Annotated in this window: 24 protein-coding genes and 1 riboswitch; of the genes, 22 read left to right on the forward strand and 2 right to left on the reverse strand. The window is 52.0% G+C overall.

The window, feature by feature from the left end; genetic code table 11:
• The first annotated feature begins 119 nt into the window (after positions 1 to 119).
• From NK662_RS09180 to NK662_RS09240, 13 genes are all read left to right on the forward strand, one after another.
• Positions 120 to 1,037 carry a superoxide dismutase gene (locus tag NK662_RS09180; RefSeq protein WP_254758628.1) on the forward strand — a complete coding sequence of 306 codons (918 nt, stop codon included), beginning with the start codon at positions 120 to 122 and terminating at the stop codon, positions 1,035 to 1,037.
• Positions 1,038 to 1,118: 81 nt separating this feature from the next.
• Positions 1,119 to 2,165, forward strand: a complete 1,047-nt coding sequence (locus NK662_RS09185; protein ID WP_254758629.1) for an alpha/beta fold hydrolase — start codon at positions 1,119 to 1,121, stop codon at positions 2,163 to 2,165.
• Positions 2,166 to 2,494: 329 nt separating this feature from the next.
• Positions 2,495 to 3,616: a D-alanyl-D-alanine carboxypeptidase family protein gene (locus NK662_RS09190; protein ID WP_254758912.1), complete on the forward strand. Its 1,122-nt coding sequence runs from the start codon at positions 2,495 to 2,497 to the stop codon at positions 3,614 to 3,616.
• Complete coding sequence (locus tag NK662_RS09195; RefSeq protein WP_254758630.1) at positions 3,609 to 4,208, forward strand: nucleoside recognition domain-containing protein; 600 nt, start codon at positions 3,609 to 3,611, stop codon at positions 4,206 to 4,208. The genes NK662_RS09190 and NK662_RS09195 overlap by 8 nt, the downstream gene beginning before the upstream one ends.
• Entirely contained in the window at positions 4,205 to 4,732 is a 528-nt protein-coding gene (locus tag NK662_RS09200) for a spore maturation protein (RefSeq protein ID WP_254758631.1), read from the forward strand. Before NK662_RS09195 ends, NK662_RS09200 begins: the two co-directional genes overlap by 4 nt.
• 248 nt (positions 4,733 to 4,980) lie before the next feature.
• Positions 4,981 to 5,709, forward strand: a complete 729-nt coding sequence (gene rluB, locus NK662_RS09205) for a 23S rRNA pseudouridine(2605) synthase RluB (RefSeq protein WP_254758632.1) — start codon at positions 4,981 to 4,983, stop codon at positions 5,707 to 5,709.
• A 61-nt stretch (positions 5,710 to 5,770) separates the two neighbouring features.
• Positions 5,771 to 6,292, forward strand: coding sequence for a thiol-disulfide oxidoreductase ResA (gene resA / locus NK662_RS09210; protein ID WP_254758633.1), 522 nt, complete (start codon positions 5,771 to 5,773; stop codon positions 6,290 to 6,292).
• 20 nt (positions 6,293 to 6,312) lie between these two features.
• Positions 6,313 to 7,935 carry a cytochrome c biogenesis ResB family protein gene (locus tag NK662_RS09215; protein ID WP_254758634.1) on the forward strand — a complete coding sequence of 541 codons (1,623 nt, stop codon included), beginning with the start codon at positions 6,313 to 6,315 and terminating at the stop codon, positions 7,933 to 7,935.
• Positions 7,936 to 7,948: 13 nt separating this feature from the next.
• Positions 7,949 to 9,106, forward strand: a complete 1,158-nt coding sequence (ccsB, locus tag NK662_RS09220) for a c-type cytochrome biogenesis protein CcsB (protein ID WP_254758635.1) — start codon at positions 7,949 to 7,951, stop codon at positions 9,104 to 9,106.
• A gap of 356 nt (positions 9,107 to 9,462) precedes the next feature.
• Positions 9,463 to 10,182, forward strand: a complete 720-nt coding sequence (locus NK662_RS09225) for a response regulator transcription factor (protein WP_254758636.1) — start codon at positions 9,463 to 9,465, stop codon at positions 10,180 to 10,182.
• Positions 10,182 to 11,936 carry an ATP-binding protein gene (locus NK662_RS09230; protein ID WP_254758637.1) on the forward strand — a complete coding sequence of 585 codons (1,755 nt, stop codon included), beginning with the start codon at positions 10,182 to 10,184 and terminating at the stop codon, positions 11,934 to 11,936. Before NK662_RS09225 ends, NK662_RS09230 begins: the two co-directional genes overlap by 1 nt.
• A 102-nt stretch (positions 11,937 to 12,038) precedes the next feature.
• The gene (locus NK662_RS09235; RefSeq protein WP_254758638.1) at positions 12,039 to 12,617 is read left to right on the forward strand and encodes a cob(I)yrinic acid a,c-diamide adenosyltransferase; all 579 of its coding nucleotides are present in this window, start codon (positions 12,039 to 12,041) and stop codon (positions 12,615 to 12,617) included.
• Between the two features lie 119 nt (positions 12,618 to 12,736).
• A complete protein-coding gene (locus tag NK662_RS09240) occupies positions 12,737 to 13,360 on the forward strand; it encodes a peptidoglycan DD-metalloendopeptidase family protein (RefSeq protein ID WP_254758639.1) in 624 nt (207 codons plus the stop codon).
• A gap of 75 nt (positions 13,361 to 13,435) precedes the next feature.
• Here NK662_RS09240 and NK662_RS09245 read toward each other — a convergent pair whose 3' ends face one another.
• On the reverse strand, positions 13,436 to 14,119 hold the full coding sequence (locus tag NK662_RS09245) for a hypothetical protein (RefSeq protein WP_254758640.1): 684 nt from the start codon (positions 14,117 to 14,119) through the stop codon (positions 13,436 to 13,438).
• A 181-nt stretch (positions 14,120 to 14,300) separates the two neighbouring features.
• Positions 14,301 to 14,433: riboswitch (FMN riboswitch) on the forward strand.
• A gap of 146 nt (positions 14,434 to 14,579) precedes the next feature.
• On the opposite strand from NK662_RS09245, the gene NK662_RS09250 reads away from it, so the two are divergent.
• A complete protein-coding gene (locus tag NK662_RS09250; protein ID WP_254758641.1) occupies positions 14,580 to 15,149 on the forward strand; it encodes an ECF transporter S component in 570 nt (189 codons plus the stop codon).
• A gap of 72 nt (positions 15,150 to 15,221) precedes the next feature.
• On the opposite strand, the gene NK662_RS09255 is transcribed toward NK662_RS09250, so the two are convergent.
• Positions 15,222 to 15,470 (reverse strand): ferredoxin, encoded by a 249-nt coding sequence (locus tag NK662_RS09255; protein ID WP_254758642.1) that lies wholly within the window; start codon positions 15,468 to 15,470, stop codon positions 15,222 to 15,224.
• A 251-nt stretch (positions 15,471 to 15,721) separates the two neighbouring features.
• On the opposite strand from NK662_RS09255, the gene NK662_RS09260 reads away from it, so the two are divergent.
• From NK662_RS09260 to NK662_RS09295, 8 genes are all read left to right on the forward strand, one after another.
• Positions 15,722 to 16,780, forward strand: a complete 1,059-nt coding sequence (locus NK662_RS09260) for a YpbB family protein (RefSeq protein ID WP_254758643.1) — start codon at positions 15,722 to 15,724, stop codon at positions 16,778 to 16,780.
• Positions 16,770 to 18,299: a RecQ family ATP-dependent DNA helicase gene (locus NK662_RS09265; protein ID WP_254758644.1), complete on the forward strand. Its 1,530-nt coding sequence runs from the start codon at positions 16,770 to 16,772 to the stop codon at positions 18,297 to 18,299. The genes NK662_RS09260 and NK662_RS09265 overlap by 11 nt, the downstream gene beginning before the upstream one ends.
• Entirely contained in the window at positions 18,292 to 18,879 is a 588-nt protein-coding gene (locus tag NK662_RS09270; protein WP_254758645.1) for a CPBP family intramembrane glutamic endopeptidase, read from the forward strand. Before NK662_RS09265 ends, NK662_RS09270 begins: the two co-directional genes overlap by 8 nt.
• A 2-nt stretch (positions 18,880 to 18,881) precedes the next feature.
• Positions 18,882 to 19,112: a hypothetical protein gene (locus tag NK662_RS09275; protein ID WP_254758646.1), complete on the forward strand. Its 231-nt coding sequence runs from the start codon at positions 18,882 to 18,884 to the stop codon at positions 19,110 to 19,112.
• Positions 19,113 to 19,203: 91 nt separating this feature from the next.
• Complete coding sequence (locus NK662_RS09280; protein WP_254758647.1) at positions 19,204 to 19,836, forward strand: CBS domain-containing protein; 633 nt, start codon at positions 19,204 to 19,206, stop codon at positions 19,834 to 19,836.
• Positions 19,837 to 20,173: 337 nt separating this feature from the next.
• Positions 20,174 to 20,959, forward strand: coding sequence for a metallophosphoesterase (locus NK662_RS09285; protein WP_438503607.1), 786 nt, complete (start codon positions 20,174 to 20,176; stop codon positions 20,957 to 20,959).
• Positions 20,960 to 20,981: 22 nt separating this feature from the next.
• Positions 20,982 to 21,878 (forward strand): MerR family transcriptional regulator, encoded by an 897-nt coding sequence (locus NK662_RS09290; protein ID WP_254758648.1) that lies wholly within the window; start codon positions 20,982 to 20,984, stop codon positions 21,876 to 21,878.
• 77 nt (positions 21,879 to 21,955) lie between these two features.
• Positions 21,956 to 22,549: a genetic competence negative regulator gene (locus NK662_RS09295; protein ID WP_254758649.1), complete on the forward strand. Its 594-nt coding sequence runs from the start codon at positions 21,956 to 21,958 to the stop codon at positions 22,547 to 22,549.
• Positions 22,550 to 22,718: the final 169 nt, after the last annotated feature.

A 22,718-nucleotide genomic window follows, 5' to 3' on the forward strand; every position in this document is an offset into this window, starting at 1 on the left:
TGGCTGCAGCTCCTTTTTTGCTGCAAATCGTTGCTCATCACCCGCGCTGCCATGGCTTCCCGTCATACCCCTATTTCCCGGCGAATACATATAGAAGGTACAGCGTAAGGGGGTGCCACATGAATCAGCGGGAGCTGTTCCGAAATTATTTTCATGAGGTCGAGGATTGGTGCGAAAGTGTGCTGCATATCCTGGACAGCCGGGCTGCAGAAATTTATAACGTGCACATATTGGAGTATAAGATTCAGCTGCTGCTGGAGCGGCTGAAATATCAAGGGGACTGTGACGTTGATTTTGTCTACGAAGTCAGCGATGATGTGGAGAATATTCAGCACCGTCTGGAGGAGATGCTGACATACGGGCGGCAGGAGGGGCTGTTGACCTATGAACGGGGCTATGCCTACACCCGGCAGGCCGTGCCGGTTGGCGGCCATATGCTGCCGCCGCTTCCGTATCCGTACGATTCCTTGGAGCCGTACATTTCCAAGCAGATTATGATGCTGCATCATGATAAGCACCACCGCAGCTATGTCGACGGGCTGAACAAAGCGGAGCTGATGATGCAGAAGGCGCGGGAGACAAACGATTATGCGCTGCTGAAGCACTGGGAGCGGGAGGCCGCCTTTCATGGGTCCGGCCATTACTTGCATACCATTTTTTGGAGCAACATGAGAAAGGGCGGCAGCCAGCCAAGCGGGGCGCTGCTGCAGCAAATTGAAGAGGATTTCGGCAGCTTCGGCCAGTTCAAGCAGCACTTCTCAGAAGCGGCCAATAAGGTGGAGGGCTCCGGCTGGGCCATTCTCGTCTGGGCTCCGCGCGCCGGCCGGCTGGAGATTTTGCAAAGCACGCTGCATCATCTCTTCACGCAATGGGATACGATTCCGCTGCTCGTGCTCGATGTATGGGAGCACGCCTACTACCTGCAGTACCAAAACCGCAGGGAGGAGTATGTACAGAATTGGTGGAATGTTGTGAATTGGGCGAACGCGGCGGAGCGCTTTGAGAAGGCGCGGCAGCTGGAATGGCAGCCGTTTTAAGGACGCACTGCATCGTGCGTCCTTTTTATCGTTTTGCAGGGGGACAAATGTCCCCATAGAGACAGAGAGGTGTGAGCAAACATGGTGATGTTATTTGCGAGAAAAGGAGATTTTGAAATTCCGCGTACAGGGATCAGCACAATCGAAACCATTGAACTTGGCGGCATTGCCCAAACCATTCTGATCCAGGGCGAGGATGCCCGTAACCCGGTATTGCTGATGCTCCACGGCGGACCGAGCATGCCGCTGCCCGGTGTCAGCTCACGCTCCCGTGATTTTGCTGTGGCAACAGCAACGAAGGAGCTGGTGAAGCACTTTACTGTAGTGTTTTGGGACCAGCGGGGAACCGGGAAGTCGTATCATAAGAGTATCCCGCAGGAGTCCATGCATATCGGCCAATATGTAGAGGATGCCAATGAACTGACTGATTATTTGCGGGAGCGGTTCCGGCAGGAGAAGATATTCTTGGCAGGCCATTCGTGGGGAAGTATTCTCGGGCTGCGCCTCGCTTCGGAACAGCCGCATAAATTCCACTTCTATACAGGATTGTCCCAAGTCATCAGCTGGGCGGAAAATGACCGGCTTTCCTATGCGTGGACGTGTAAAGAAGCTGAAAAACGCGGCAGCCGCAAGGCCATTCAGGAACTGGAACGGGTAGGGCAGCCGCCTTATACGAAAAGCCTCGAGCAATGGGGGGTGCTGCGCAGCTGGCAAATGCGCTTCGGGTCCATGATTTATGAGGATGCAGAGGTAAAGCATCCGGGAATGAAGGGCGCGCTTATGCTGCTGCTGCAATCGCCGGATTATACGATGCGGGACGTCATCAACGCATTGTACCGCGGCTTTCAGTTTTCCTATTCCCAGCGCATGATTGAAGAATTTGCCGAAATTGATTTCAAGAGGACGGCGGCCCGTCTGGAGATTCCGTCCTGCTTTATTCACGGCAGGCATGATGTGCACGTGTGGGGACAGCTGCTGACAGACTATTTGGCAGATGTAGAAACAGATTATGCCAAGCAGCTGTACTGGCTGGAGAAATCCTCGCACTTGTTTCATCCCGATGATGCGAAGCGGGTGGAGCAAATTTTTATTGATGAGGTTCGTCCGGCAGCGGATATACATATATAGTGGGAAGGAGGCTCAGATTCCGGGCCTCCTCTTTTTTGCCCTGTAAGTGCCCGTGCCGCTTTAGAAGGGAGATGCGTCCAGCTGCAGGGACTGGCTTGCCGCCAGGGAGAACCAGCCGGTTTCGCTTTTAGTAGCATCCAGCTTCGGCAGCCAACCATCTGCCAGGGAGGTTCTCCGACACAGAGAGGCAAAAAGCGCCTCTCAGGCCGGAGAACCTCCCTTCGGATGGCTAAACGGCTTCCTCCGCTTTTGAATCATATTCTTCATGTCCAAGCATACACTTGTACAAAACAAGAGTGAAGAAGGACGTGAAGCAGGTGCAGAGAGTGTTGAAGACAGGTCTTTCTGTGTTGTGTGTTGTGCTGTTGTACATAACCGCCTCCCCCCATACATATGCCGCTTTTGGCGGAGTGAGCGCCCGCAATGCTGTGCTGATGGAGCAGGAAAGCGGCCGGGTGCTGTATGCCAAGCAGGAGCACGATTCCGAGCTGATTGCCAGCATTACGAAGATTATGACGGCGCTTCTCGCCTCGGAGTCCGGAAAGATGAAGGACACGGTGACAATCACCAATACGATGGTGCGGACGGAAGGCTCCTCCATTTATTTGAAGCCGGGCCAGAAGGTGAAGCTGGAGGATTTGGTGTACGGCTTGATGCTGCGCTCCGGCAATGATGCGGCACAGTCGATTGCCGAGTATGTCGGCGGCAGTATGGAAGGCTTTGTATACATGATGAACGAAAAGGCGCAGGAAATCGGCATGAAGGACACCCATTTTTCAAATCCGTCCGGCTTGGATGGCGATGGCAATCATTATTCTTCCGCTTATGATATGGCGCTTTTGACAAGGTATGCCATGAACAATGAGCAGTTCCGGCAAATTACCGGCACCAAAACGTACCGCTCCGAGTCCTGGGATTATCCGTGGCGCAACAAGCATAAGCTTGTGACCGGCATGTATGAGTATGCCACCGGCGGGAAGACCGGGTTTACGAAAAAAGCAGGGCGCACGCTTGTCACCACCGCTTCGAAGGACGGCATGAATCTCATTGTGGTGACGCTGCAGGCGTCGAGCGACTGGAATGACCACATGTATCTGTTTGATAAGGCGTTTGAGGACTATGAGATGACGACCATTATGAACCAAGGCGGCATTGGGGACGTGGAGAAAGGTCCTTACAGACAGCATGTCTACCTGAAAAATGCCTTCAAATACCCGCTTACAGAAGCGGAGAAGGATAAGGTGACTGTGGACATTCAACTCGACAAAAAGACAGATAAGCAAAGCGGCGGCGATATGGTGGGAAAAGCCATGTTCTACTTGGACGGCCAGCCGATCGGGGAACGCAACGTGTTTTACAGCAAGAAAAAGATCTTTTCGTCCAGCGGCTCGTTTTGGGGAAATTTTAAGGAGGTCTTCTCCTCCATGCTGGGCGTGACGTACGATGGTTAATATTATCTGGGTTGTGATGACGGTTGTCGGCATTGTGTTCGCCATGATCAACGGCACGATGGAGGCAGTCAATAAAGCGGTGTTTGAGGGGGCAAAAAGCGCAGTTACGATTTGTATCGGCCTGCTGAGTGTGCTCGTGTTTTGGCTCGGGCTCATGAAAATTGCAGAGGAAGCCGGGCTCTTGAAAAAGCTGGTGAACCTGTTTCTGCCGGTTATCCGAAAGCTGTTTCCAGAAATTCCGGAGGGCCATCCGTCCATGGGCTTTATCTTGTCCAACATGATGGCGAATCTGTTCGGGCTGGGCAATGCAGCCACACCGCTCGGCATTAAAGCAATGGAGCATTTAAAGGAACTGAGCGGCAACAAGGACTACCCAAGCCGCTCCATGGTCACCTTTCTTGTACTGAATACGGCAGCGATCACGCTCATTCCGACAACTGTCATCTCCATCCGGATGACGTACAAGTCCGCCAATCCGACAGAGATTGTCGGGGTAACGCTCCTGGCGCAGGTGGTTGCCATGATTGGGGCGCTTTGGATTGACCGCATCTTTTACAAACGGCGAGTGAAGAAGGGGAGGGAACATAAATGAGCGTGATGAATACCATCTCTCTCTGGATTATCCCGTGCATGATCGGGTTTATCCTGTTATACGGCACCTTTAAAAAGGTGCCGACCTATGAAACGTTTGTCGAGGGCGGAAAAGAGGGGCTGCAGATTGCCGTATCTATTCTGCCGTTTATGGTCGGCATGCTGGTGTCCATTGCCATATTCCGGGCTTCCGGGGCACTGGATGCAATGGTCGGCGTCATGAAGCCGGTGCTCGATAAGGTGGGCATCCCCGCTGAGATTGTGCCGCTCGCCCTCATCCGGCCCATTTCCGGGTCAGCGGGCCTCAGCATCACGACAGATTTGATTGCCACCTATGGTCCGGATTCCTTCATCGGCCGTCTTGCCTCCACAATCCAGGGAAGCACGGATACGACGTTTTACGTGCTTACTGTATACTTTGGGGCGGTCGGCATCCGGAAAATGGGCGACGCGCTGAAGGTGGGACTGCTTGCCGACCTCATCGGAATCGTTTGCTCCATTATCTTTGTCAGCCTGTTTTTCTAATGAGAATGCCGGAATTCCGGCATTCTTTTTGATTTCCTTTTCCTTTTTGGCAAAACTTTATTATAATAGTAAAAGCTTCATGACATGGTTGTTTCCATTGGACAAGCCGCTTGTCAGGAAGAATTTGCTTGTGACAAAAACGTGAACAAATTGTTAACGGAAAAGTGTGAAAATACACACATAATAAGTCCGCTAACTTGTTTTCCTTTTTTGTGGAAGGTAAGATAAATTTGAGGTGAAGAAACGACATGGAAAGATTGCAGAAGGTGATCGCGCAAGCGGGAATCGCCTCCAGACGCAAGGCGGAAGAGCTCATCCTGCAGGGCAAGGTGAAGGTCAACGGCCAAGTGGTCAAGGAATTGGGAACAAAGGTGTCCGGCAAGGACCGGGTCGAGGTGGAAGGCATTCAGATTGAAAAGGAATCACCGGTCTATTATCTCTTATACAAGCCAACTGGTGTCATTTCCACGGTGAGCGACGATAAGGGGCGGAAAACGGTCACGGACTTTTTTCAGGAGGTGCCGCAGCGTGTATTCCCTGTTGGCCGCCTGGACTATGACACATCCGGCTTGCTGCTGATGACAAACGACGGTGAGTTTTCCAATATACTGACGCACCCGAAATATGAGGTGGATAAGGTATATGTGGCCAAGGTGAAGGGTGTGCTGACGAAGGAAAAAGTCCGGATGCTTGAGCGCGGCGTCATGCTTGAGGATGGCAAAACGGCGCCGGCACAGGTGAAGGTCATCTCCGGTGACCGCCGCAAGGAAACGGCTGTTGTGCAAATTACCATTCATGAAGGCCGCAACCGGCAAGTGCGCCGCATGTTTGAAGCGGTAGGCTGTCCTGTGCAGAAGCTGAAACGCGAGCGCTATGCCTTTTTGGAGCTGGGCAATCTGCGCCCCGGAGAAAAGCGGGAGCTGACGCCGCACGAAGTGAAGCGTCTGCGTGCAACGGCAACGACAAAGCCGCGTTAAACATACACAAACAAGACAGACTCAGCGCTGTGCTGAGTCTTGGCAGCCAAGGGGGAAGAGGATGAAAAAGAACAGATTGCTGTTTCGGTCCGTCATTTTGCTTGTACTCATCGGCGCAGTTGCTTTCACACTGTACCAGAATTTCTCCGGCGATAAGGAGAAGGTCGCAATTGGAAGCGCTGCCCCAAACTTTAAAGCTGTTACGATGGATGGCAAAGAAATCTCGCTGCGGGATTTGCGCGGCAAAGGCGTGTTCTTGAATTTTTGGGGCACCTGGTGCAAGCCGTGCGAGAAGGAAATGCCTTATATGAATGAACTGTACAGCGTGTATAAAGACAAGGGTGTCGAGATTGTCGCGTTGAATGCGGATGAGACCGAGATTGCGGTGAAAAATTTCGCTGCGCAGTACGGTCTGAAATTCCCAATTGCGATTGATAAGGGCCAGGAAATTTTGACTACATACGGCGTCGTGCCGCTGCCAACCTCCTTCTTGATTGATAAGAACGGCAAGGTTGTGGATATCATTAAAGGCACACAGACAAAGGAACAGATCGAAGCCTACATGAAGAAAATTATGCCGTAACGCAGCAAAGGGGTGAGGAAATGGATCATGTGAAATGTGAATGCGGGCACGTCAATCCAATCGGCACGATTTTTTGCGAAGCCTGCGGCAAGCCGTTTGAGGACGGGGAATCTGCAGCGCTGTTGGATATGAAGTATGAAGGCAGCGCCCGCCGGTCCGTGACGAATACAAAAACAATTGTAGATAAGATTTGGAGCTTTTTCTCATCTGTGAAAGTGGGAATTTGGCTCATCGTCATCACATTGGCAGCCTCCGCAATCGGCACAATTTTGCCGCAGCAAATGTACCTGCCGCCAAACGCAACACCCGAGCAGTATTATGCCGACCAATACGGTACGCTTGGAGAACTGTACTACCAGCTTGGCTTCAATAATTTATACAGTTCCTGGTGGTATATCCTTCTCTTGGCTTCCATCGGCATTTCGCTCGTGATTTGCAGTCTGGACCGGGTTGTGCCGCTGTACAAGGCTTTGAAAAAGCAAGGAGTCACACGCCATGCCAGCTTCTTGAAGCGCCAGCGTGTATATGGCGTCTCTGCCGCCACCGGAGAAGAGATTGCAAGAATAGAAGAAAACCTGAAGAAGCGCCGCTACCGCGTACGGATGGAGAACGGCAACATCCTGGCGGAAAAAGGACGTTTCTCCCGTTGGGGCCCTTATGTCAACCATGTTGGTCTCATTATTTTCTTGTTTGGCACCATGCTCCGCTTTGTGCCTGGCATGTATGTCGATCAGTCGGTCTGGCTGCGGGAAGGGGAAACGAAAGAGATCCCGGGCACGAACGGAAAGTACTATATTAAGAATGAAAAGTTTATTAAGGAAGTGTATGACAAGAGTAAGGATGCCGCTGTATTCGGCGATGCCATCGACCGTGTCGGCAATAAAATGATTCCAAAGAACTTCCAAACCAACGTCGTCCTGTACAAGGCGGCCGGCAAGGCTGTGGCCGGCCAGGAGCCAAAGCTGGAGAAAGTGAAAGCCTACGACATCCGTGTCAATGAGCCGCTGGAATTTGATAACTATTCCCTGTACCAGGTGGATTACAAGGAAGGCGAGCTCAGCAAGATGAAGCTGTTTCTGGAGAACAAGGCGACGGCTGAAAAGCTGGGCCCGATTGCCATCAGCCTGGATGACCCGAAGGAATCCTATGATTTGGGCGGGGGCCATGTTGTTAAGCTATTAAACTATTTCCCGGACTTCTACTTCGATGAGGATGGAAAACCGAACACGAAAACAAAGGTGCCCAATAACCCGGCCTTCGTATTCAAGATGATTACGCCGGAGAAGCCTGACGGAGAAGTCAGTTTCGTGGCAATTCGTCAGAATATTGAACCATCTGGCGAAAACAAATACAAGATGACCTTCGCCGGCATTGAGACGCGCAATGCGAGCGCCTTAACAGTGAAGAAGGACCTCACGCTGTGGATCGTTGGCCTTGGCGGAGCCATCTTTATGATCGGAGTGATTCAAGGGATGTATTGGAATCACCGCCGCATCTGGGTGCAGCGTGTCGGCAGCGAGCTGTGGATCGCCGGCCATACGAATAAAAACTGGTATGGCTTCCGCAATGAAATTGCCAAGGTACTGGAGGGTACCAGCATTCCAAAGCCGCAGGATAAAGCATTAACAGAAAAAATCAGCTAAGGGTGGGAGAAATGTGGCGCAACTGAGCAGTGACTTTCTTTTTGTGGCCTTTGTTTTATACTTAATCGCAACCCTATTCTTCGGCGGAGCAATCCGGGAAAAGGGCAAGAGGTGGGCAAATATCGGGATCGGCATTACAATTGCCGGCTTCGCAGCCCAGCTCGTATACTTCATCACGCGCTGGATTGCCGCGGGGCATGCGCCGGTCAGCAATCTGTTTGAGTTCACGACGTTCTTTGGCATGATGCTCGTATGCTCGTTCATTATTATTTATTTCATCTATCGCACAAGCGTGCTCGGACTGTTCGCGCTGCCGGTGGCCATTCTCGTCATTGCCTACGCGAGTATGTTCCCGCGCGAAATTACCCCGCTGATTCCATCGCTGAAGAGCAACTGGCTGCATATTCACGTAACAACCGCAGCGGCAGGGGAATCCATTCTGGCAATCAGCTTTGTGGCCGGATTAATCTATCTGGTTAAAAACATCGACCAGACAAAACGCAGCAAGCAAACATTTTGGCTTGAAGCGGTTATGTTCTTCATGATTTGTACGCTTGGCTTTGTTGTTGCCACAAGTTCTTTTGCGGCGGCAAAGTATGAAGCCAAGTTTCAGTACATTGATAAAAACAAGCAGCAGAGTGAAATGGTGTACAATATGCCGGCATTTGTCGGCCCGAATGAAGGCAAGCTGCAGACAAAGGGCAAGCTGGAGCCGGCTTTACACACGCCAGCCGTTATCAATGCAAAGAAGCTGAATACGGTGGTTTGGTCCATCCTGTTCGGAACCGGCATTTATGCCGTGCTGCGCCTTTTGTTCCGCCAGCGCATCGGAGCATTCCTGAAGCGCTTTGTGCAGCGCGTGGACGATGATTTGCTTGATGAAATCGGCTATCGTTCCGTGGCCATTGGCTTCCCGGTCTTCACACTGGGCGCACTGATTTTTGCAATGATCTGGGCGCAGGTCGCCTGGACGCGCTTCTGGGGCTGGGACCCGAAGGAAGTATGGGCCCTCATTACCTGGCTGTTCTATGCGGCATTTCTGCATCTTCGCCTGTCTAAGGGCTGGCACGGCGAGAAATCCGCATGGCTTGCGGTCATCGGTTTTGCCATCATTATGTTCAACCTTGTTGCGGTGAACTTGATTATCGCAGGCTTGCATTCCTACGCATAAAAGACTCTCCCATTTGGGAGAGTCTTTTTTTCATGGAGGGAGTTTCCCAAGCAACCAAGTGAAAAATAGAAGAAAGCTTAGAAAAGTCAAGGTGTTTGCTATTTTTCTTCGAAATTTTGTCAATTTCTTTTCAATTTTACGCAAAACATAGTAAAAACGGAAATCATTATGTAAAATGTTGACGAGGGTCAAGCGGGAAGATTCATAAAATGCTCATATGTATTGCAAACCTGCAAACATTTAGCAAACTTCCTGTGGGAGGGAGCGCGTATAGTGCGCCTCTCCATGGTAAATTGTAGAGAAATAGAGCGAGAAAGGCAGGTGTGGACCGCTCTGTTTGGCCGAGCGGGAGAACGATGCAAAATACTGAAACGAAGATTCTTGTAGTAGATGATGAGGAGCGTATTCGCCGCCTCTTAAAAATGTACTTAGAGCGTGAAGGCTATACCATTGATGAAGCCGACAACGGCGATACTGCGCTGGCAAAAGCGCTGCAGTACGAGTATGACTTGATTGTCCTGGATCTGATGATGCCCGGCAAGGACGGCATTGAAGTCTGCCGTGAGGTGCGCGAGAAAAAGTCAACGCCGATCATTATGCTGACAGCAAAGGGCGAGGAGGTAAACCGCGTACAGGGCTTTGAAGTGGGAACCGATGACTACATCGTGAAGCCGTTCAGTCCGCGTGAAGTGGTTCTCCGGGTAAAAGCGCTGCTGCGCCGCTCGACACCGGTTACCTTCTTCTCGCAGGAAACAACAACAAAGGATATCACTGTGTTTCCGCATCTGACAATTGATAATGATGCGCACCGGGTGACGGCGGACGGCCAGGAAGTCAACCTGACACCGAAGGAATATGAGCTGCTGCTGTTTTTGGCAAAATCACCGGATAAGGTGTTTGACCGGGAGCAGCTGTTGAAGGAAGTATGGCAATATGAATTCTTCGGCGACCTGCGTACGGTTGACACACATGTCAAGCGTTTGCGCGAGAAGCTGAATAAAAAATCTGCGAGCGCCGCCAAGATGATTGTGACGGTCTGGGGCGTTGGCTATAAATTCGAGGTCGTGAACGAATAATGCTTTGGAGAAGTGTAGTAGGCAAGCTTTGGATTACCATCCTGCTTCTTGTCTCCGTCGTGCTCGGCTTTGTGGCGGTGCTGCTGCTGCAGTTTTTCGAGAATTACTATTTGTCGATGAGCGAAACCAGACTGAAAAACGTTGCCACCCAGATTTCGCAAATGATTGAGGAGGGGGGAGAGGAGCAGACCATTGAGGCGGTGGGCTACCGCTTCGTCGACCCGCTCTCACGCATCATGGTGGTACGCGATGAGGCGAACATCTCCTACTCTCCTGGGGAGAAAGAGCTTGCCAGCCTTTCTTTGTCCGATCTGCAAAAGGACAAAGAGCTGAATCAAGTGTTCACGAAGCAACAGAAGGTACAGAAGCGGATGTATATTCCCGGTGCCAAGGCGGAGGAAAGCAATGAGATTATGATTGTCGGTGTGCCTCTTGGGGCGGGAAGCCATGGTGGCGTGTTTGTTTATCAATCCTTGCAGGTGCCGAAGCAGGCGATGAAAAAAGCAACCGATTTCATCTTCCTGTCGGCCGGGATTGCCATTATGCTGACCACCTTCTTTGCCTTCTTCCTGTCCACCCGCATTACGGCGCCGCTGCGCAAAATGCGGGAGGTGGCCTTTGATGTGGCGCGCGGCCGGTTTGATGTGAAAGTGCCGATGGTGTCGCGGGATGAGATTGGCGAACTGGGAACCGCTTTGAACCAGATGGGCCGGCAGCTGAAGTTCAACATCAATGCGCTGGAGCAGGAGAAGGAGCAGCTCACGAGCATTCTGAGCAGCATGGCGGACGGTGTCATCACCCTGGACCAGGATGGCCAGGCTGTCGTCATCAATCCGCCGGCGGAGCGGTTTCTGCAGCTTTGGCATGTAAAAGGCGAACGGGAGACAGGCAGCCTGCCGGCGGAAGTGATGCAGCTGTTCCACCGGGTTGTCGAGTCAGAGCAGGAGCAGGCGATGGAGCTGAATGTGGAGAGCGGCAGCTATGTGATCCTCATGACCCCCTTGTACAACCAGACGAAAATCCGCGGGGCAGTGGCGGTGCTGCGGGATATGACAGAGGAGCGCCGTCTGGAGAAAATGCGCAAGGACTTCATTGCGAACGTCTCGCATGAGCTGCGGACACCGATGGTGATGCTGCAGGGCTACAGTGAAGCAATTTTGGATGATCTGGTCACCACGAAGGAAGAAGTGCACGAATTTGTGCAGATTATTTATGATGAATCTGTCCGCCTTGGCCGGCTTGTGAATGAGCTTTTGGATCTGGCGCGGATGGAGAGCGGCCATGTAGAGCTGCACCAGACTGAGGTGGAGCTGGGGCCGTTTGTGGACAAAATTATTCGAAAGTTTCAAGGGATTACAAAGGAGAAGGAAATCCGGCTGTACGCACAGTTCGGTTCCACGGCCGAGGTCTATACGTTTGATCCGGACCGCCTTGAGCAGGTGCTGACGAATCTCATTGATAATGGAGTGCGCCACACGGAGGCGGGCGGCAGCGTAACACTTGCCGTGGATTCCCGCTCAGGCGGGCTTGTGTTTGAGGTGCAGGACTCCGGCATCGGCATTCCTGAGGAGGACATCCCGTTTGTATTTGAGCGCTTCTATAAGGGAGATAAAGCCCGGACGCGCAACAGCACGAGCGGAACAGGGCTCGGTCTGGCCATTGCGAAAAACATTGTGCAAAGCCATGGCGGCAGGATTTCTGTCTCCAGCGTGCCGGGAAAAGGCACCACATTTTCAGTCTTTCTGCCTGCATAGCCGGTGCGTTCCTGCGCCGGTTTTTTTTATGGGGAACAGGAGAGCTTGAGGAAAGCGGCGAATACATAGGCTGTGTTATGCTGTAAGCGGGAGGGATTACCAATGAAGCTATATACGAGAACAGGCGATGCCGGCAAGACAAGTTTGATTGGCGGGCGTGTCGCCAAGGATCATATGCGCGTGGAGGCTTATGGCACGGTGGATGAAGCGAATTCGTTCATCGGGCAGGCCATGACGCTTATGGGGGATGAAAAGCTGCAGGATATCTACCGGGAGCTTGAGAAGGTGCAGCACGAGCTGTTTGACTGCGGCGGCGATTTGGCCATTGTCGGCGACAAGCTGCCGTACAAGGCGAATGCAGAGATGATCACCTTTTTAGAGGAGCGGATTGATGCCTACATCCAGGAGGCGCCGCCGCTTGAGAAGTTCATTTTGCCGGGCGGCACACCGGCAGCGGCAGCCCTGCATGTGGCCCGCACCGTTACGCGGCGTGCGGAGCGCTGCATTGTGTCGCTGAAGCATGAGGAGGAAATTAACGAGCATGTGCTGAAGTACATGAATCGTCTGTCAGACTACTTGTTTGCGATTGCCCGGGTCGTCAATGCCCGCTTGGGTGTGAAGGATGTAGAATACGAGCGGAGCGCCATCGTGTTCCGCAGCAAGGATGAGAAGGAAGCATGAAGGGAAGCCGCAGGGCTTCCTTTTTTGCGGCTCATATTCCGCACTTTTCGTCTCTGCTATGTATAGATTTCTAATTTCCTATGCAAACTAACCGGGTAAACTGGCAAGGAGGAAAAACAATGAAATGGTATCGCATACTCCTGCTGCTTCCGCTCCTGCTGACAAGCGGGTTTGCCAAGCAAGCCCATGCGGCGGCAGCGGAGCAGTGGACGTGGCCGGTATCCGGTAAAATCACTGATTATTTTGGCACCCGCAGCGGGAAGCACTACGGCCTTGATATCGCGGCTCCCACAGGAACGCCAATCGTTGCAGCCGCCGCCGGAACGGTGACAAGGTCCTATTATTCGGACAGCTACGGCCATGTTGTGTTCATCCGGCACCGCAACGGCTACGAGGCGGTTTATGCCCATATGAACCGCAGGCTTGTGAAGGAAGGCCAGCAGATCCGCAGAGGCCAGCGCATCGGCGAGGTCGGCAATACCGGTCATTCACATGGGGCCCATCTTCATTTTGAAGTGCACCGCGGTGATTGGAACTTTGAGAAAACCAATGCGGTGAATCCGCTGCTCGTGCTTGGAGAACCGCCGCACCAGGTGGCTTCGAGCATGGCTTATGTCGTGCAAAAAGGGGACACGCTGTCGGCCATTGCCAAGCGCTTCGGCACCACAGTACGAGACTTGCAGAATCGCAACCGCCTGCGCGGTGAAACGATTTACCCGACTCAAAGACTGATGATTAACTAGGTGAATGGATAACGGAAGAGAGATGGCCGGCAGGTCATCTCTCTTTGTAAAAGAGCCGGTGTCACCCTGCCCTTCCTACCAAAACACAAAGGTGGCTACAAATCCGGAAATGGCCAGAAAGCTGTAAAGGTAAAACACATTTTCGCGCGTTTTGGCCCGCAGCTTCGGGAGCACGATGGTCGGGTCAATCATTCCGATCGTCAAGCAGAGCAGCCCAAGCAGCATGATGCCGATAGAAGCGGCAAACAAGGCTTTTTCGATGCTGTAGGGCAGCAGCAGCTTCAGCAAAATGGCGGCGGCGGCGGCATACAGAAGCGATGCAGCATACATATTGCGCTTCACATTGGAACGATAGCCGGGCACCTTTCGCCAAAAGGGGCGAGGCACCTCTTCCACGGTCAGCGCTGTATACTGCTCCAGCAGTTCGCGCAGTTCTTTTCCTTTATGCTGGAGGAGCAGCACCCAATTTGTATCTCCTTGAAAGACAAGCTCAGTTCGTGTTAAGTACTGGTCCATTTTTACACTGCGGAAGCTTGACCATGGATGGCGGCGGACGAGCTTCATCCGGCTTTCAGCTTCTTTGCTATACGTATATATACTAATACCGTCTTTGTCAAAAGCAGCATAGGACGGGTCTGCAGACAGCTTTCCGAGGTCCACAGGACAAGTGAGCAGCAGCTCTCTGCGCAAGTAAAAATATTCTTTGCGGAGATTTTTCCGCATCATATCCTGGACAGTTCGTCTCTGCTTTGTATTCATACACATTCCTTCCTTTTGCCAAGCATGAATTGCGGGCTTCTTGTACAGGAGAGAGCCCGCCCATTCTATAATATGTTCCCAAGCTTCTAATATAGCGGAAATCTTCGTTTCCTTCAATTGGATTTTTTTATTTCCCAATCAGGTTCTATCCTGTATAATAAAGGATGATAATATTATATCGATCTATCTTCGGGGCAGGGTGAAATTCCCGATCGGCGGTAATGGACCATGGTCCTGAGCCCGCGAGCCTGTAAGGGCAGGATCCGGTGCAATTCCGGGGCCGACAGTGACAGTCTGGATGGGAGAAGATGGAGGTTCGCAGCGTTCAAAAATGGATGTTTTGAGCGTTTCTTTCGCGTTCCCGAAATTCTCCCCTTGTCGAGCCGGCAGGGGGATTGTTGCGGATGCCGAACCTTCCCATTTTTCCGGATCAGATCGAGGAAAAAGGGAGAGAAAAAGGATGAAACAGAGCAGAGTGAAAAGAATGGTAAGTGTGGCCATGCTCAGCAGCATCGCGTATGTGCTGATGATGCTGGATTTCCCGGTGTGGGGGCTGCCGGCGTTTTTACGGATTGATTTCAGCGAAGTGCCCGCATTATTGGCGGCTGTCGTGTTTGGCCCTGCGGCGGGTATGGTTGTAGAGGCGATTAAAAATGTATTGTACTATTGGATTAAAGGCAGCTTTACCGGCGTGCCGGTCGGGGAACTGGCGAACTTTACAGCCGGCTGCCTATACATTTTGCCGACAGCGTATTTCTTCCGTAAGTACCGCTCCACAAAAGGGCTGACGCTTGGTCTGCTTGTCGGTACAGTCACCATGACCCTGCTCATGAGCGTGCTGAACTATTATGTAATTTTCCCGGCGTATACTTGGTTCCTGCATGCCGATGCCATGACGGCGGGGCAAACAAAGACAATTATCGTAACGGGTATCCTTCCGTTCAACGCTTTAAAGGGAGCGGCGGTCGCCATTGTCTTTGTTCTCATCTTCACCCGTTTAAAGGGCTGGCTGCAGACGAGAATGGCATAAAAAAAGTCCCCGGCCGCGGCCGGGGACTTTCGTATAAAAAAGATGCGGCACACACATGCCGCATCTTTTTTACTATTCGAACTTCAGCGCGTCGCCGTCGAATGGCTCGTCTGCAACCTTGATGGAGTCTGTCGGGCAGCCTTCAAATGCATCCATCATGTCGTCAATCAGTACATCCGGAATTTCCACGATACCTTGGTTGTCATCCAGGGTAACAAATGCAATGCCTTCATCGTCGTAGTCATAAATGTCTGGTGCAGCTGCGCCGCAAGCGCCGCAAGCGATACAAGTTTCTTTGTCAACAATCGTGTACTTAGCCATTCTGTATACCTCCCGCGAAATATGTACATTACCCATCAGCTGGTGCCGATGAAAGAATTTTCTAATCTCATTGTAAAACGGATGGACGAACTTTTCAATATAAAAGTATAATGATAATGTTTTTCAATTAGGAATGTCAAGATATACTGTCAGAATTCTTGAAAATTCCAACAAAGCAAGCAGCCGGCTGACGCTGCCGGACAGGATTTGTTACAATAGACAAAACGGGCACGAGAAAGGAGGAAGCGTACATGCAGCTTCCATATGCGATTTTGTATGGCCTGGAGCGGACCAAAGGCGAGCGGACAGGGTCTTCCATGTATCACCTGCTTACGGGGAAGCGTTCCTCACAGACCTTGCAGGACGGGCACATGTATGGCTTATCCTTTTTATTCGGAACGTACAAGCGCTTGGACCGTCAAGAATATAATAGGCAAATTGAGGCTCTCTTAACCGGAGGGCGCCTTCAGCAAATACAGGAAAATACGTACGTGCTGACCGAGGACGGGAAGCGCTGGCTGGACGAGGCGCAGCAGTGGGCGTTTCCGGCGCATTTGGATGGCTTGCAATACGGGGAGGCCGGAGACATGCTTTGGAAACGGCTGAATCTGATTGTGCAGACCCTTTCCCATCTGCAGCGGCGCCAGAGTGTCTTCGTGCCGCTTGTTACAGACCAAAGCGTCACGGCCTGGGTGCGGCAATTTTTTCTTCGTGCCGCGCATGCCAGAGCAGAGCTGGCGGCCGCTTTATTTGCGGAGCTGCATATCGCGCTGGCACAGCTGCCGGAGCAGGAGGCCGCTTTGTTTGTATCGCGGTTGAGCGGGGCCGAACGTATCGGGCTGACGGAGGAGCAGCTGGCGCAGCAGCGGGGCATGGATCCTCTGCGCATTCACTTCTTGTTCCTGGCGGTGCTCCATTTTCTTGTCAGAACAGCTGCCTCGGCGCCCCGCCAATACCCGCTTCTGCACAGCATTGCCGCCTACAAGGGGGAGCAGCTGGCTGCTTTGAGCGCCTCGACGGAACGGACGTATGAGCTGTGGCAGCAGGGGCGCTCCCTCGCGGAGATTGCCCGGATGCGCCGGTTGAAGCTCAATACCATTGAAGACCATTTTGTGGAAATTGCCCTGCATGACCGGAGTTTCCCGATGGAACAATTTCTGGATGCGGACAAGGCCGAGAGAATCCGCTGCCTGATGGAAGAGCTGCAGACGCGCAAGCTGCGCATTTTAAAAGAGCATGCAGGCCCGGATTGCAGCTATTTCGAAATTCGCCTTGTGCTCGCTGCGTGGGGGGGACAGCATGAAGCTTGAGGAAGTATTACAGCAGAAGTTTGGCTATGCGTCGTTTCGTCCGGGCCAGCAGGAAATTATTGCAGATCTGCTGGCCGGCCATCATGTGGTGGCCATGCTGCCGACAGGGGGCGGCAAGTCGATTTGCTATCAGCTGCCCGGCATGCTGCTTGATGGGGCGGTGCTGATTGTATCGCCGCTGCTGTCGCTGATGGAGGATCAGGTAAACCAACTGCGTCTGTTTGGCGAAAAGCGTGTCATTGCCTTCAACAGTTTTCGCACAATAGAGGAAAAACAAGAGGCGCTGCAAAATATAAAGAAGTATAAATTCATTTTTGCTTCACCGGAAATGCTGCAGGCCCGCTCGTTTCTGCAGGCGCTGCAGCAGGTGCCGCTTGCACTGTTTGTAGTGGACGAGGCGCATTGCATTTCACAATGGGGCTATGATTTCCGGCCGGATTACCAAAGACTGCAGGAGGTGATCGCCATGCTTCGCCGGCCGCCGGTGTTGGCCATCACTGCCACCGCCACGGGACAAGTGCTGCGTGACATTGTAGGCAGTCTTGGTCTTGGGGAGGTACAAATGCATCTTCGTTCGGTGGACCGGCCCAACATTGCGCTGCAGTTGGACATGGCTGGGAGCATTGAGGAAAAGAAGGAGAAGCTGCGGGCGTATGCCAAGCGTCTGGCAGGGCCCGGGATTATTTACTGCTCCAGCCGTTCCTGGGCTGAAACCATTGCCGAAGAACTTCGCCATGCCGGCATTTCCCGCGCTGCCCACTATCATGGCGGCATGGCGCAGGAGGACCGGATGCTCATTCAGCAGCAATTCATGAAGGGGCAACTGGACGTCATTTCCTGCACAAGTGCCTTTGGGATGGGCATTAATAAAGCGGATGTGCGCTATGTCATCCACTTTCATTACCCAGCCAATCTGGAGGCGTATCTGCAGGAAATCGGCCGTGCCGGGCGGGATGGGCTCGACAGTCTTGCCGTGCTGCTGCTTTGCCCGTTTGACCACGAGCTGCCTGCGGGCATGATTGCGGAGGAGCTGCCGTCAGAAGCGCATATTTCCTATTTTCTTTCTCTGCTGCAGGAACGGCTGTTCCGGCAAAGCGCATTGCCCGTCCGTGATGTGGAGCAAATTGGCCGGAATGTGGCCGGCCTCAGCGAACAGCATTGGCGTTTTCTGTTGTATCATTTAGAGCGGATGGGTGTGGTGCAGCAGGGTAACCTGCTGCTTGGCGTGGTAACCGGGGAGACGGGGCGGCGCCTGGCGCTCGAGGCGGCAAAGCGTTTGGCGGACAAACAGGAGAAGCTGCAGAGGATGCGCTGGTGGCTGCAGCGCACAGACTGCCGGCGCGAAGGGATTTTGCAGTATTTCGACAGCGAAGCGGCAGGAGAGCCTGTGTATTGCTGTGACCTGTGCGGCATTGATGTAACACACTATGAGAATAAGCGGGAGGAGGCAGGAGCGGCGCCTGCGGACTGGGTGGAAGAGCTTCGCAGTCTGCTCGGTCTTGCACATCAGGATGAGTAGAAAGAAAACGCTGGATGAATTTACGGACCGTGAACTGCGGCTCAATTTATATATGACACAAGCCATTATTTTGGGTGTAAGCCTGATTTTGGGCTTAATTTTATTTCAATCTGCAGCCGAGTGGCGCCGGCTTTGGAGACTGGACTGGGAGCCGGTTCTGCTCCTTGGCGGAGGCGCCGCAGTACTGGTTGTGGCCCTGGATTATATGGCAATGAAGCTGCTGCCGGAGGCCTGGTTTGATGACGGCGGCATTAATGAACGAATGTTCCGCGGCCTGTCCATTCCGCATTTGCTGCTGCTCACCTTTATCATCGGCTTTGCGGAGGAGCTGTTGTTTCGCGGCATTTTACAGACACACCTCGGCTTGTGGCTGTCGAGCCTGATTTTTGCGGCCTTGCATTTGCGGTATGTGGCAAAGCCATTCTTATTTGCATTTGTACTTTCCATCAGCATGCTGTTCGGCTGGCTGTTTGCCTGGACCGACAATTTGCTGGTAACAGTATTTGCGCATTTCCTGGTAGATTTTATCATGGGTTTGCATTTGCGTGAGAGTGAAGGGGAGCACAAAGGAGGAGAATGACGGTGAGTCGGAAGGAACAGCAGACTGAACATGAAGAAGCCGGCAAAAGCCGGGTTGCACGGCGAAGAGAGCGGCAGAAATACAATTTCTCCAACTTTCTGGTGTATGCGTTTTTATTGGTGCCCATTCTTGTATTCCTGCTTATTTCCTTAATCAGCCGTGAACAGCCGCGCACAGAGACAACAAAAACATCAGGCGCATATGAAGAGGTGTTTTTCAAAAGCAAGCCGTAAGCTTTCATGAAGTGTTCACAGGAGCATAGTGTGTGCGGCGGGGAGATATGCTATAACAAGGATGTAGTCACATAAAACCGAGGTGGATGCCATGTTCGTAAAAAACATTATGGTTCCAAAGCATCAGTGCGTCACAGTAGCATACGACGAAAGCCTGCAGGCGGCACTGGACCGTCTGGAGCGGTATGATATTGACTCTGTTCCTGTACTGCGGGACGGAAAATATGCCGGTGTCGTTACCCGATATGGAATTTATGAAGACTTTTTCCGAGCGGACCAGCCGAAGGAAAGCTTCCTGGCCGGCACAAAAGCAGGGGAAGCCGCCCGGCGGAAGGATGTATATTTTCATGGGCAGGAGGTGCTGGAGGAAGCGCTGCTCATCCTGAAAAGCTTCCCGATTGTCCCGATTGTGGATGAGGAGCAGCGGTTTGCCGGCATTGTAACCCGCACGGATGTGCTGGAGCAGTTCCGGAGCGCCTTCGGGGTCGGGCGCAGCGGCATCCGTATTGCCATTGCCTGCATGGAATCAGAAGGGCAAATTGCCAAGCTGTCCGAACTGACTAAATCCTTCCATGAAAATATTATCTCGCTTGCCACCTTTGATGAAGAAGACAAGCTTGTACGGCGGATTGTACTGAAGGTTGAGAAGAATCAGAAGGTGGAGAAATTCATCAGCCGGCTCGAGCAGGCTGGATTTAAAATATTGAGCATTTCAGAGACATGAACCGAAGCCGGCCTGCTGAGCAGACCGGCTTTTTTTCGGGCAAGGGCTGGCTGTTCTCTGTCCTGGTTAATTTAGTATGTAAATTTCCAAATGTTTATGATTTTCTTTTTGGAACATTTCAGCTACAATAGAAATAATTTTATACTTTTTCCTTTTGGCCCTTCCCTGTATCCCCGTTCTTTGCCTGCCATGCTCCCCGAACTGCAAGGCTGCGAAAAAGCATGCTGTTTTTTTATTTTCCGAGACATTGTTTTTAAATTTTCTCTTGAGATATGATATGATTTATTGTATAGGTTATACAATAATAAATGTACAACAAAAGTATAAGGAGTTTAAGATGAATATACTGTTTGTGGCTGCAGGTGTGCTGCTCATCACAGGCGCGTCCTTTCTTTGGTGGATGTACTTGGAGGCACAGCGCAACAATGTGCTGGAGCATCGCTTTACATTTTCAGAGCTTCCGGGCAGCTTTGGACAGGTGCGGATTTTCTTCATTTCCGATCTTCACCGCCGGCTTGTCGCGAAGGAAATCGTGGAACAGGCAAAAGGGCGGGCGGACCTTGTTGTAATCGGCGGCGATTTGCGGGAGCAGGGGGTTCCGCTGGAGCGTGTGGCGGAGAACCTGAAGCGTTTGCGCGAGATTGGACCGCTCTACTTTGTGTGGGGAAATAATGACTATGAGGATGATTATCACGAGCTGGATGCGCTGCTCTTGGACCACAAGGTCACTATCTTGGCCAATACAAGAGCCCTGTTTGAATCCGGGGCGGGCGACAAGCTGCTGTTGATGGGTGTGGATGATATTGGCGTAGGACGGGACCGGCTGGACCTCGCCTTGGAAGATTGTGAGGAGGAAGGCTTTCGCATTCTCGTCAGCCATAGTCCTGAGATTATGCACCAGCTTTCCGGCACAGAGCGTATTTCGCTTGTCTTGAGCGGCCATACGCACGGCGGGCAAATCCGGCTGCTTCCGTCCCGCCGCCACATGAAGGGCGGCGTCTACACGTACGGGAATACGAAGCTGCTGCTCAGCAACGGATATGGCACAACGCTTGTCCCTCTCCGGTTTCGGGCGCGTCCGCAGACACATGTCGTGATATTAGAAACAAAGCATAGTAGATAGATTGCCTAAGGTGGGAAAAGACATGCCAACGTCAAAAGGAAAGTATAACATTAAAGCTGTTTCCAACATGCTTGCGATTCAGCCCGGCACATTGCGTGCCTGGGAGCGACGCTATCAAATTATTGCCCCGAAGCGAAATGAGGCAGGACACCGTTTATATACAGAGGAACACGTGAAGATTTTAAAATGGCTCATTGCGAAGGTGAATGAAGGCTTTACCATCGGCCAGGCGGTCAGCCTGCTTGAAAGCAGCCAACTGAACACGCAGCTGCTGTCGGAGAAAGAGGATAACCGGACGGAATCGATTGTCGATGGCATGCTGCATGCCCTGCTGCGCTTTGACGAAGTAAAGGCGCATGAGTATCTAAATGAGGCATTCAGCATCTTCTCTGTGGAGAAAGTGACAATGGAGGTCATGGGCCGGGTTCTGACAAAAATCGGCGACCTGTGGGTGGAAGGCAAGATTACGAGTGCGCATGAGCATTATGCCACCTCATTTTTGCGTTCCCGTATGGGGATGATTTACCATAACCTTCCGGTGAATGCCGTTTTGCCGAAAGCAATTGCAGTTTGTGGGCCGGGGGAAACGCATGAGCTGGGCTTGCTTGTCTTTACCATCTACTTGCGCCGCAAGGGTTATCAGGTGATCTACCTCGGGACAAGCATCGATGAGAAGGATATTGACATTGTCATTGAGGAGGTCAAGCCGAGATACGTGTTTATGTCCTGCACCCTGGAAAAGAACATTGTGCCGACCATTAAACTTGCAAATCGTTTGCGTGAGCAATATGATTATCTTTCAGTGGGACTGGGGGGCTCCGCATTCCATTACTTGCCGGAGCCGGAGCAGCAGGCCATCCAGGAGTACCTGCTCGGAGCCACAAAGGACGAGTGGGATCAGTGGATTGCCGGCGCATAATGGAATCGTAAGAACCATCCCTCTCCTCCTTCATATAATGAGAATCAAGGCAATGGCTGAGGCAAGGAGGTTAAGAGATGAGACTTGAACGCTTGAACTATAATAAGATTAAAATTTTCCTCACATTCGATGATTTGCTGGAGAGAGGTCTGACCAAGGAAGATTTGTGGCAAAATGCGCCCAAGGTGCAGCAGCTGTTCCGCGATATGATGCTCGAAGCGAATAAAGAGCTCGGCTTTGAAGCGGACGGCCCGATTGCGGTGGAGGTGTTCTCGCTGCAGGCACAGGGAATGGTCGTGATTGTGACAAAGGAGCAGCTGGAAGAGGGTCTGGAAGAGGATTTCAGCGATGAGTTCATCGAAATGCAAGTAACGCTTGATGAAAGCGAAGATATATTATATGAGTTTGCAACGCTTGAAGATATCATCTCGTTGGCGGGGCGTCTGTACCCGTTGGGAGTGGAGAGCGGCGCGCTCTACTCGTTTGAGGACCGTTTCTATCTGTTGCTGGAGGATGACAGTGCCCTGCTTGGCAAAGAAGACTTGATTGCCATTTTGGCGGAGTACGGCAACTCCTCCACCATTACTGTCTATCGCCTGATGGAATACGGCCGCAAGCTGATGGAAGAGCGGGCCGTAGCGCAGTTATATCATTATTTTGTTGCGAAATAATCGCCGTGTCCTGGGAGTTTCTGCTTTCAGGGCATTTTTCTGTTTTGCAAGAACTGCATGCTATGCCGAATGAAATATATGCAAAAAGGCAGGAAAAGCAAAACGCGAAAAAAGATGATGGTTTTTCCTTTCCGTATCGGGGAAAAACAATTATAATGAAACTGCAAGC

The organism is Ectobacillus ponti, from assembly GCF_024294785.1.
Lineage (GTDB): Bacteria > Bacillota > Bacilli > Bacillales > Bacillaceae_G > Ectobacillus > Ectobacillus ponti.

Excerpts from the sequence above, each read along its gene's own strand:
- NK662_RS09265 (WP_254758644.1), top strand. The coding sequence starts at position 16,770 with ATGAAGCTTGAGGAAGTATTACAGCAGAAGTTTGGCTATGCGTCGTTT.
- NK662_RS09250 (WP_254758641.1), top strand. The coding sequence starts at position 14,580 with ATGAAACAGAGCAGAGTGAAAAGAATGGTAAGTGTGGCCATGCTCAGC.
- NK662_RS09215 (WP_254758634.1), top strand. The coding sequence starts at position 6,313 with ATGGATCATGTGAAATGTGAATGCGGGCACGTCAATCCAATCGGCACG.
- NK662_RS09225 (WP_254758636.1), top strand. The coding sequence starts at position 9,463 with ATGCAAAATACTGAAACGAAGATTCTTGTAGTAGATGATGAGGAGCGT.
- NK662_RS09195 (WP_254758630.1), top strand. The coding sequence starts at position 3,609 with ATGGTTAATATTATCTGGGTTGTGATGACGGTTGTCGGCATTGTGTTC.
- NK662_RS09280 (WP_254758647.1), top strand. The coding sequence starts at position 19,204 with ATGTTCGTAAAAAACATTATGGTTCCAAAGCATCAGTGCGTCACAGTA.
- rluB (WP_254758632.1), top strand. The coding sequence starts at position 4,981 with ATGGAAAGATTGCAGAAGGTGATCGCGCAAGCGGGAATCGCCTCCAGA.
- NK662_RS09295 (WP_254758649.1), top strand. The coding sequence starts at position 21,956 with ATGAGACTTGAACGCTTGAACTATAATAAGATTAAAATTTTCCTCACA.
- NK662_RS09245 (WP_254758640.1), bottom strand. The coding sequence starts at position 14,119 with ATGAATACAAAGCAGAGACGAACTGTCCAGGATATGATGCGGAAAAAT.
- NK662_RS09235 (WP_254758638.1), top strand. The coding sequence starts at position 12,039 with ATGAAGCTATATACGAGAACAGGCGATGCCGGCAAGACAAGTTTGATT.
- NK662_RS09290 (WP_254758648.1), top strand. The coding sequence starts at position 20,982 with ATGCCAACGTCAAAAGGAAAGTATAACATTAAAGCTGTTTCCAACATG.
- NK662_RS09260 (WP_254758643.1), top strand. The coding sequence starts at position 15,722 with ATGCAGCTTCCATATGCGATTTTGTATGGCCTGGAGCGGACCAAAGGC.
- NK662_RS09180 (WP_254758628.1), top strand. The coding sequence starts at position 120 with ATGAATCAGCGGGAGCTGTTCCGAAATTATTTTCATGAGGTCGAGGAT.
- NK662_RS09200 (WP_254758631.1), top strand. The coding sequence starts at position 4,205 with ATGAGCGTGATGAATACCATCTCTCTCTGGATTATCCCGTGCATGATC.
- NK662_RS09230 (WP_254758637.1), top strand. The coding sequence starts at position 10,182 with ATGCTTTGGAGAAGTGTAGTAGGCAAGCTTTGGATTACCATCCTGCTT.
- NK662_RS09270 (WP_254758645.1), top strand. The coding sequence starts at position 18,292 with ATGAGTAGAAAGAAAACGCTGGATGAATTTACGGACCGTGAACTGCGG.
- NK662_RS09185 (WP_254758629.1), top strand. The coding sequence starts at position 1,119 with ATGGTGATGTTATTTGCGAGAAAAGGAGATTTTGAAATTCCGCGTACA.
- resA (WP_254758633.1), top strand. The coding sequence starts at position 5,771 with ATGAAAAAGAACAGATTGCTGTTTCGGTCCGTCATTTTGCTTGTACTC.
- NK662_RS09240 (WP_254758639.1), top strand. The coding sequence starts at position 12,737 with ATGAAATGGTATCGCATACTCCTGCTGCTTCCGCTCCTGCTGACAAGC.
- NK662_RS09255 (WP_254758642.1), bottom strand. The coding sequence starts at position 15,470 with ATGGCTAAGTACACGATTGTTGACAAAGAAACTTGTATCGCTTGCGGC.
- NK662_RS09285 (WP_438503607.1), top strand. The coding sequence starts at position 20,174 with ATGAATATACTGTTTGTGGCTGCAGGTGTGCTGCTCATCACAGGCGCG.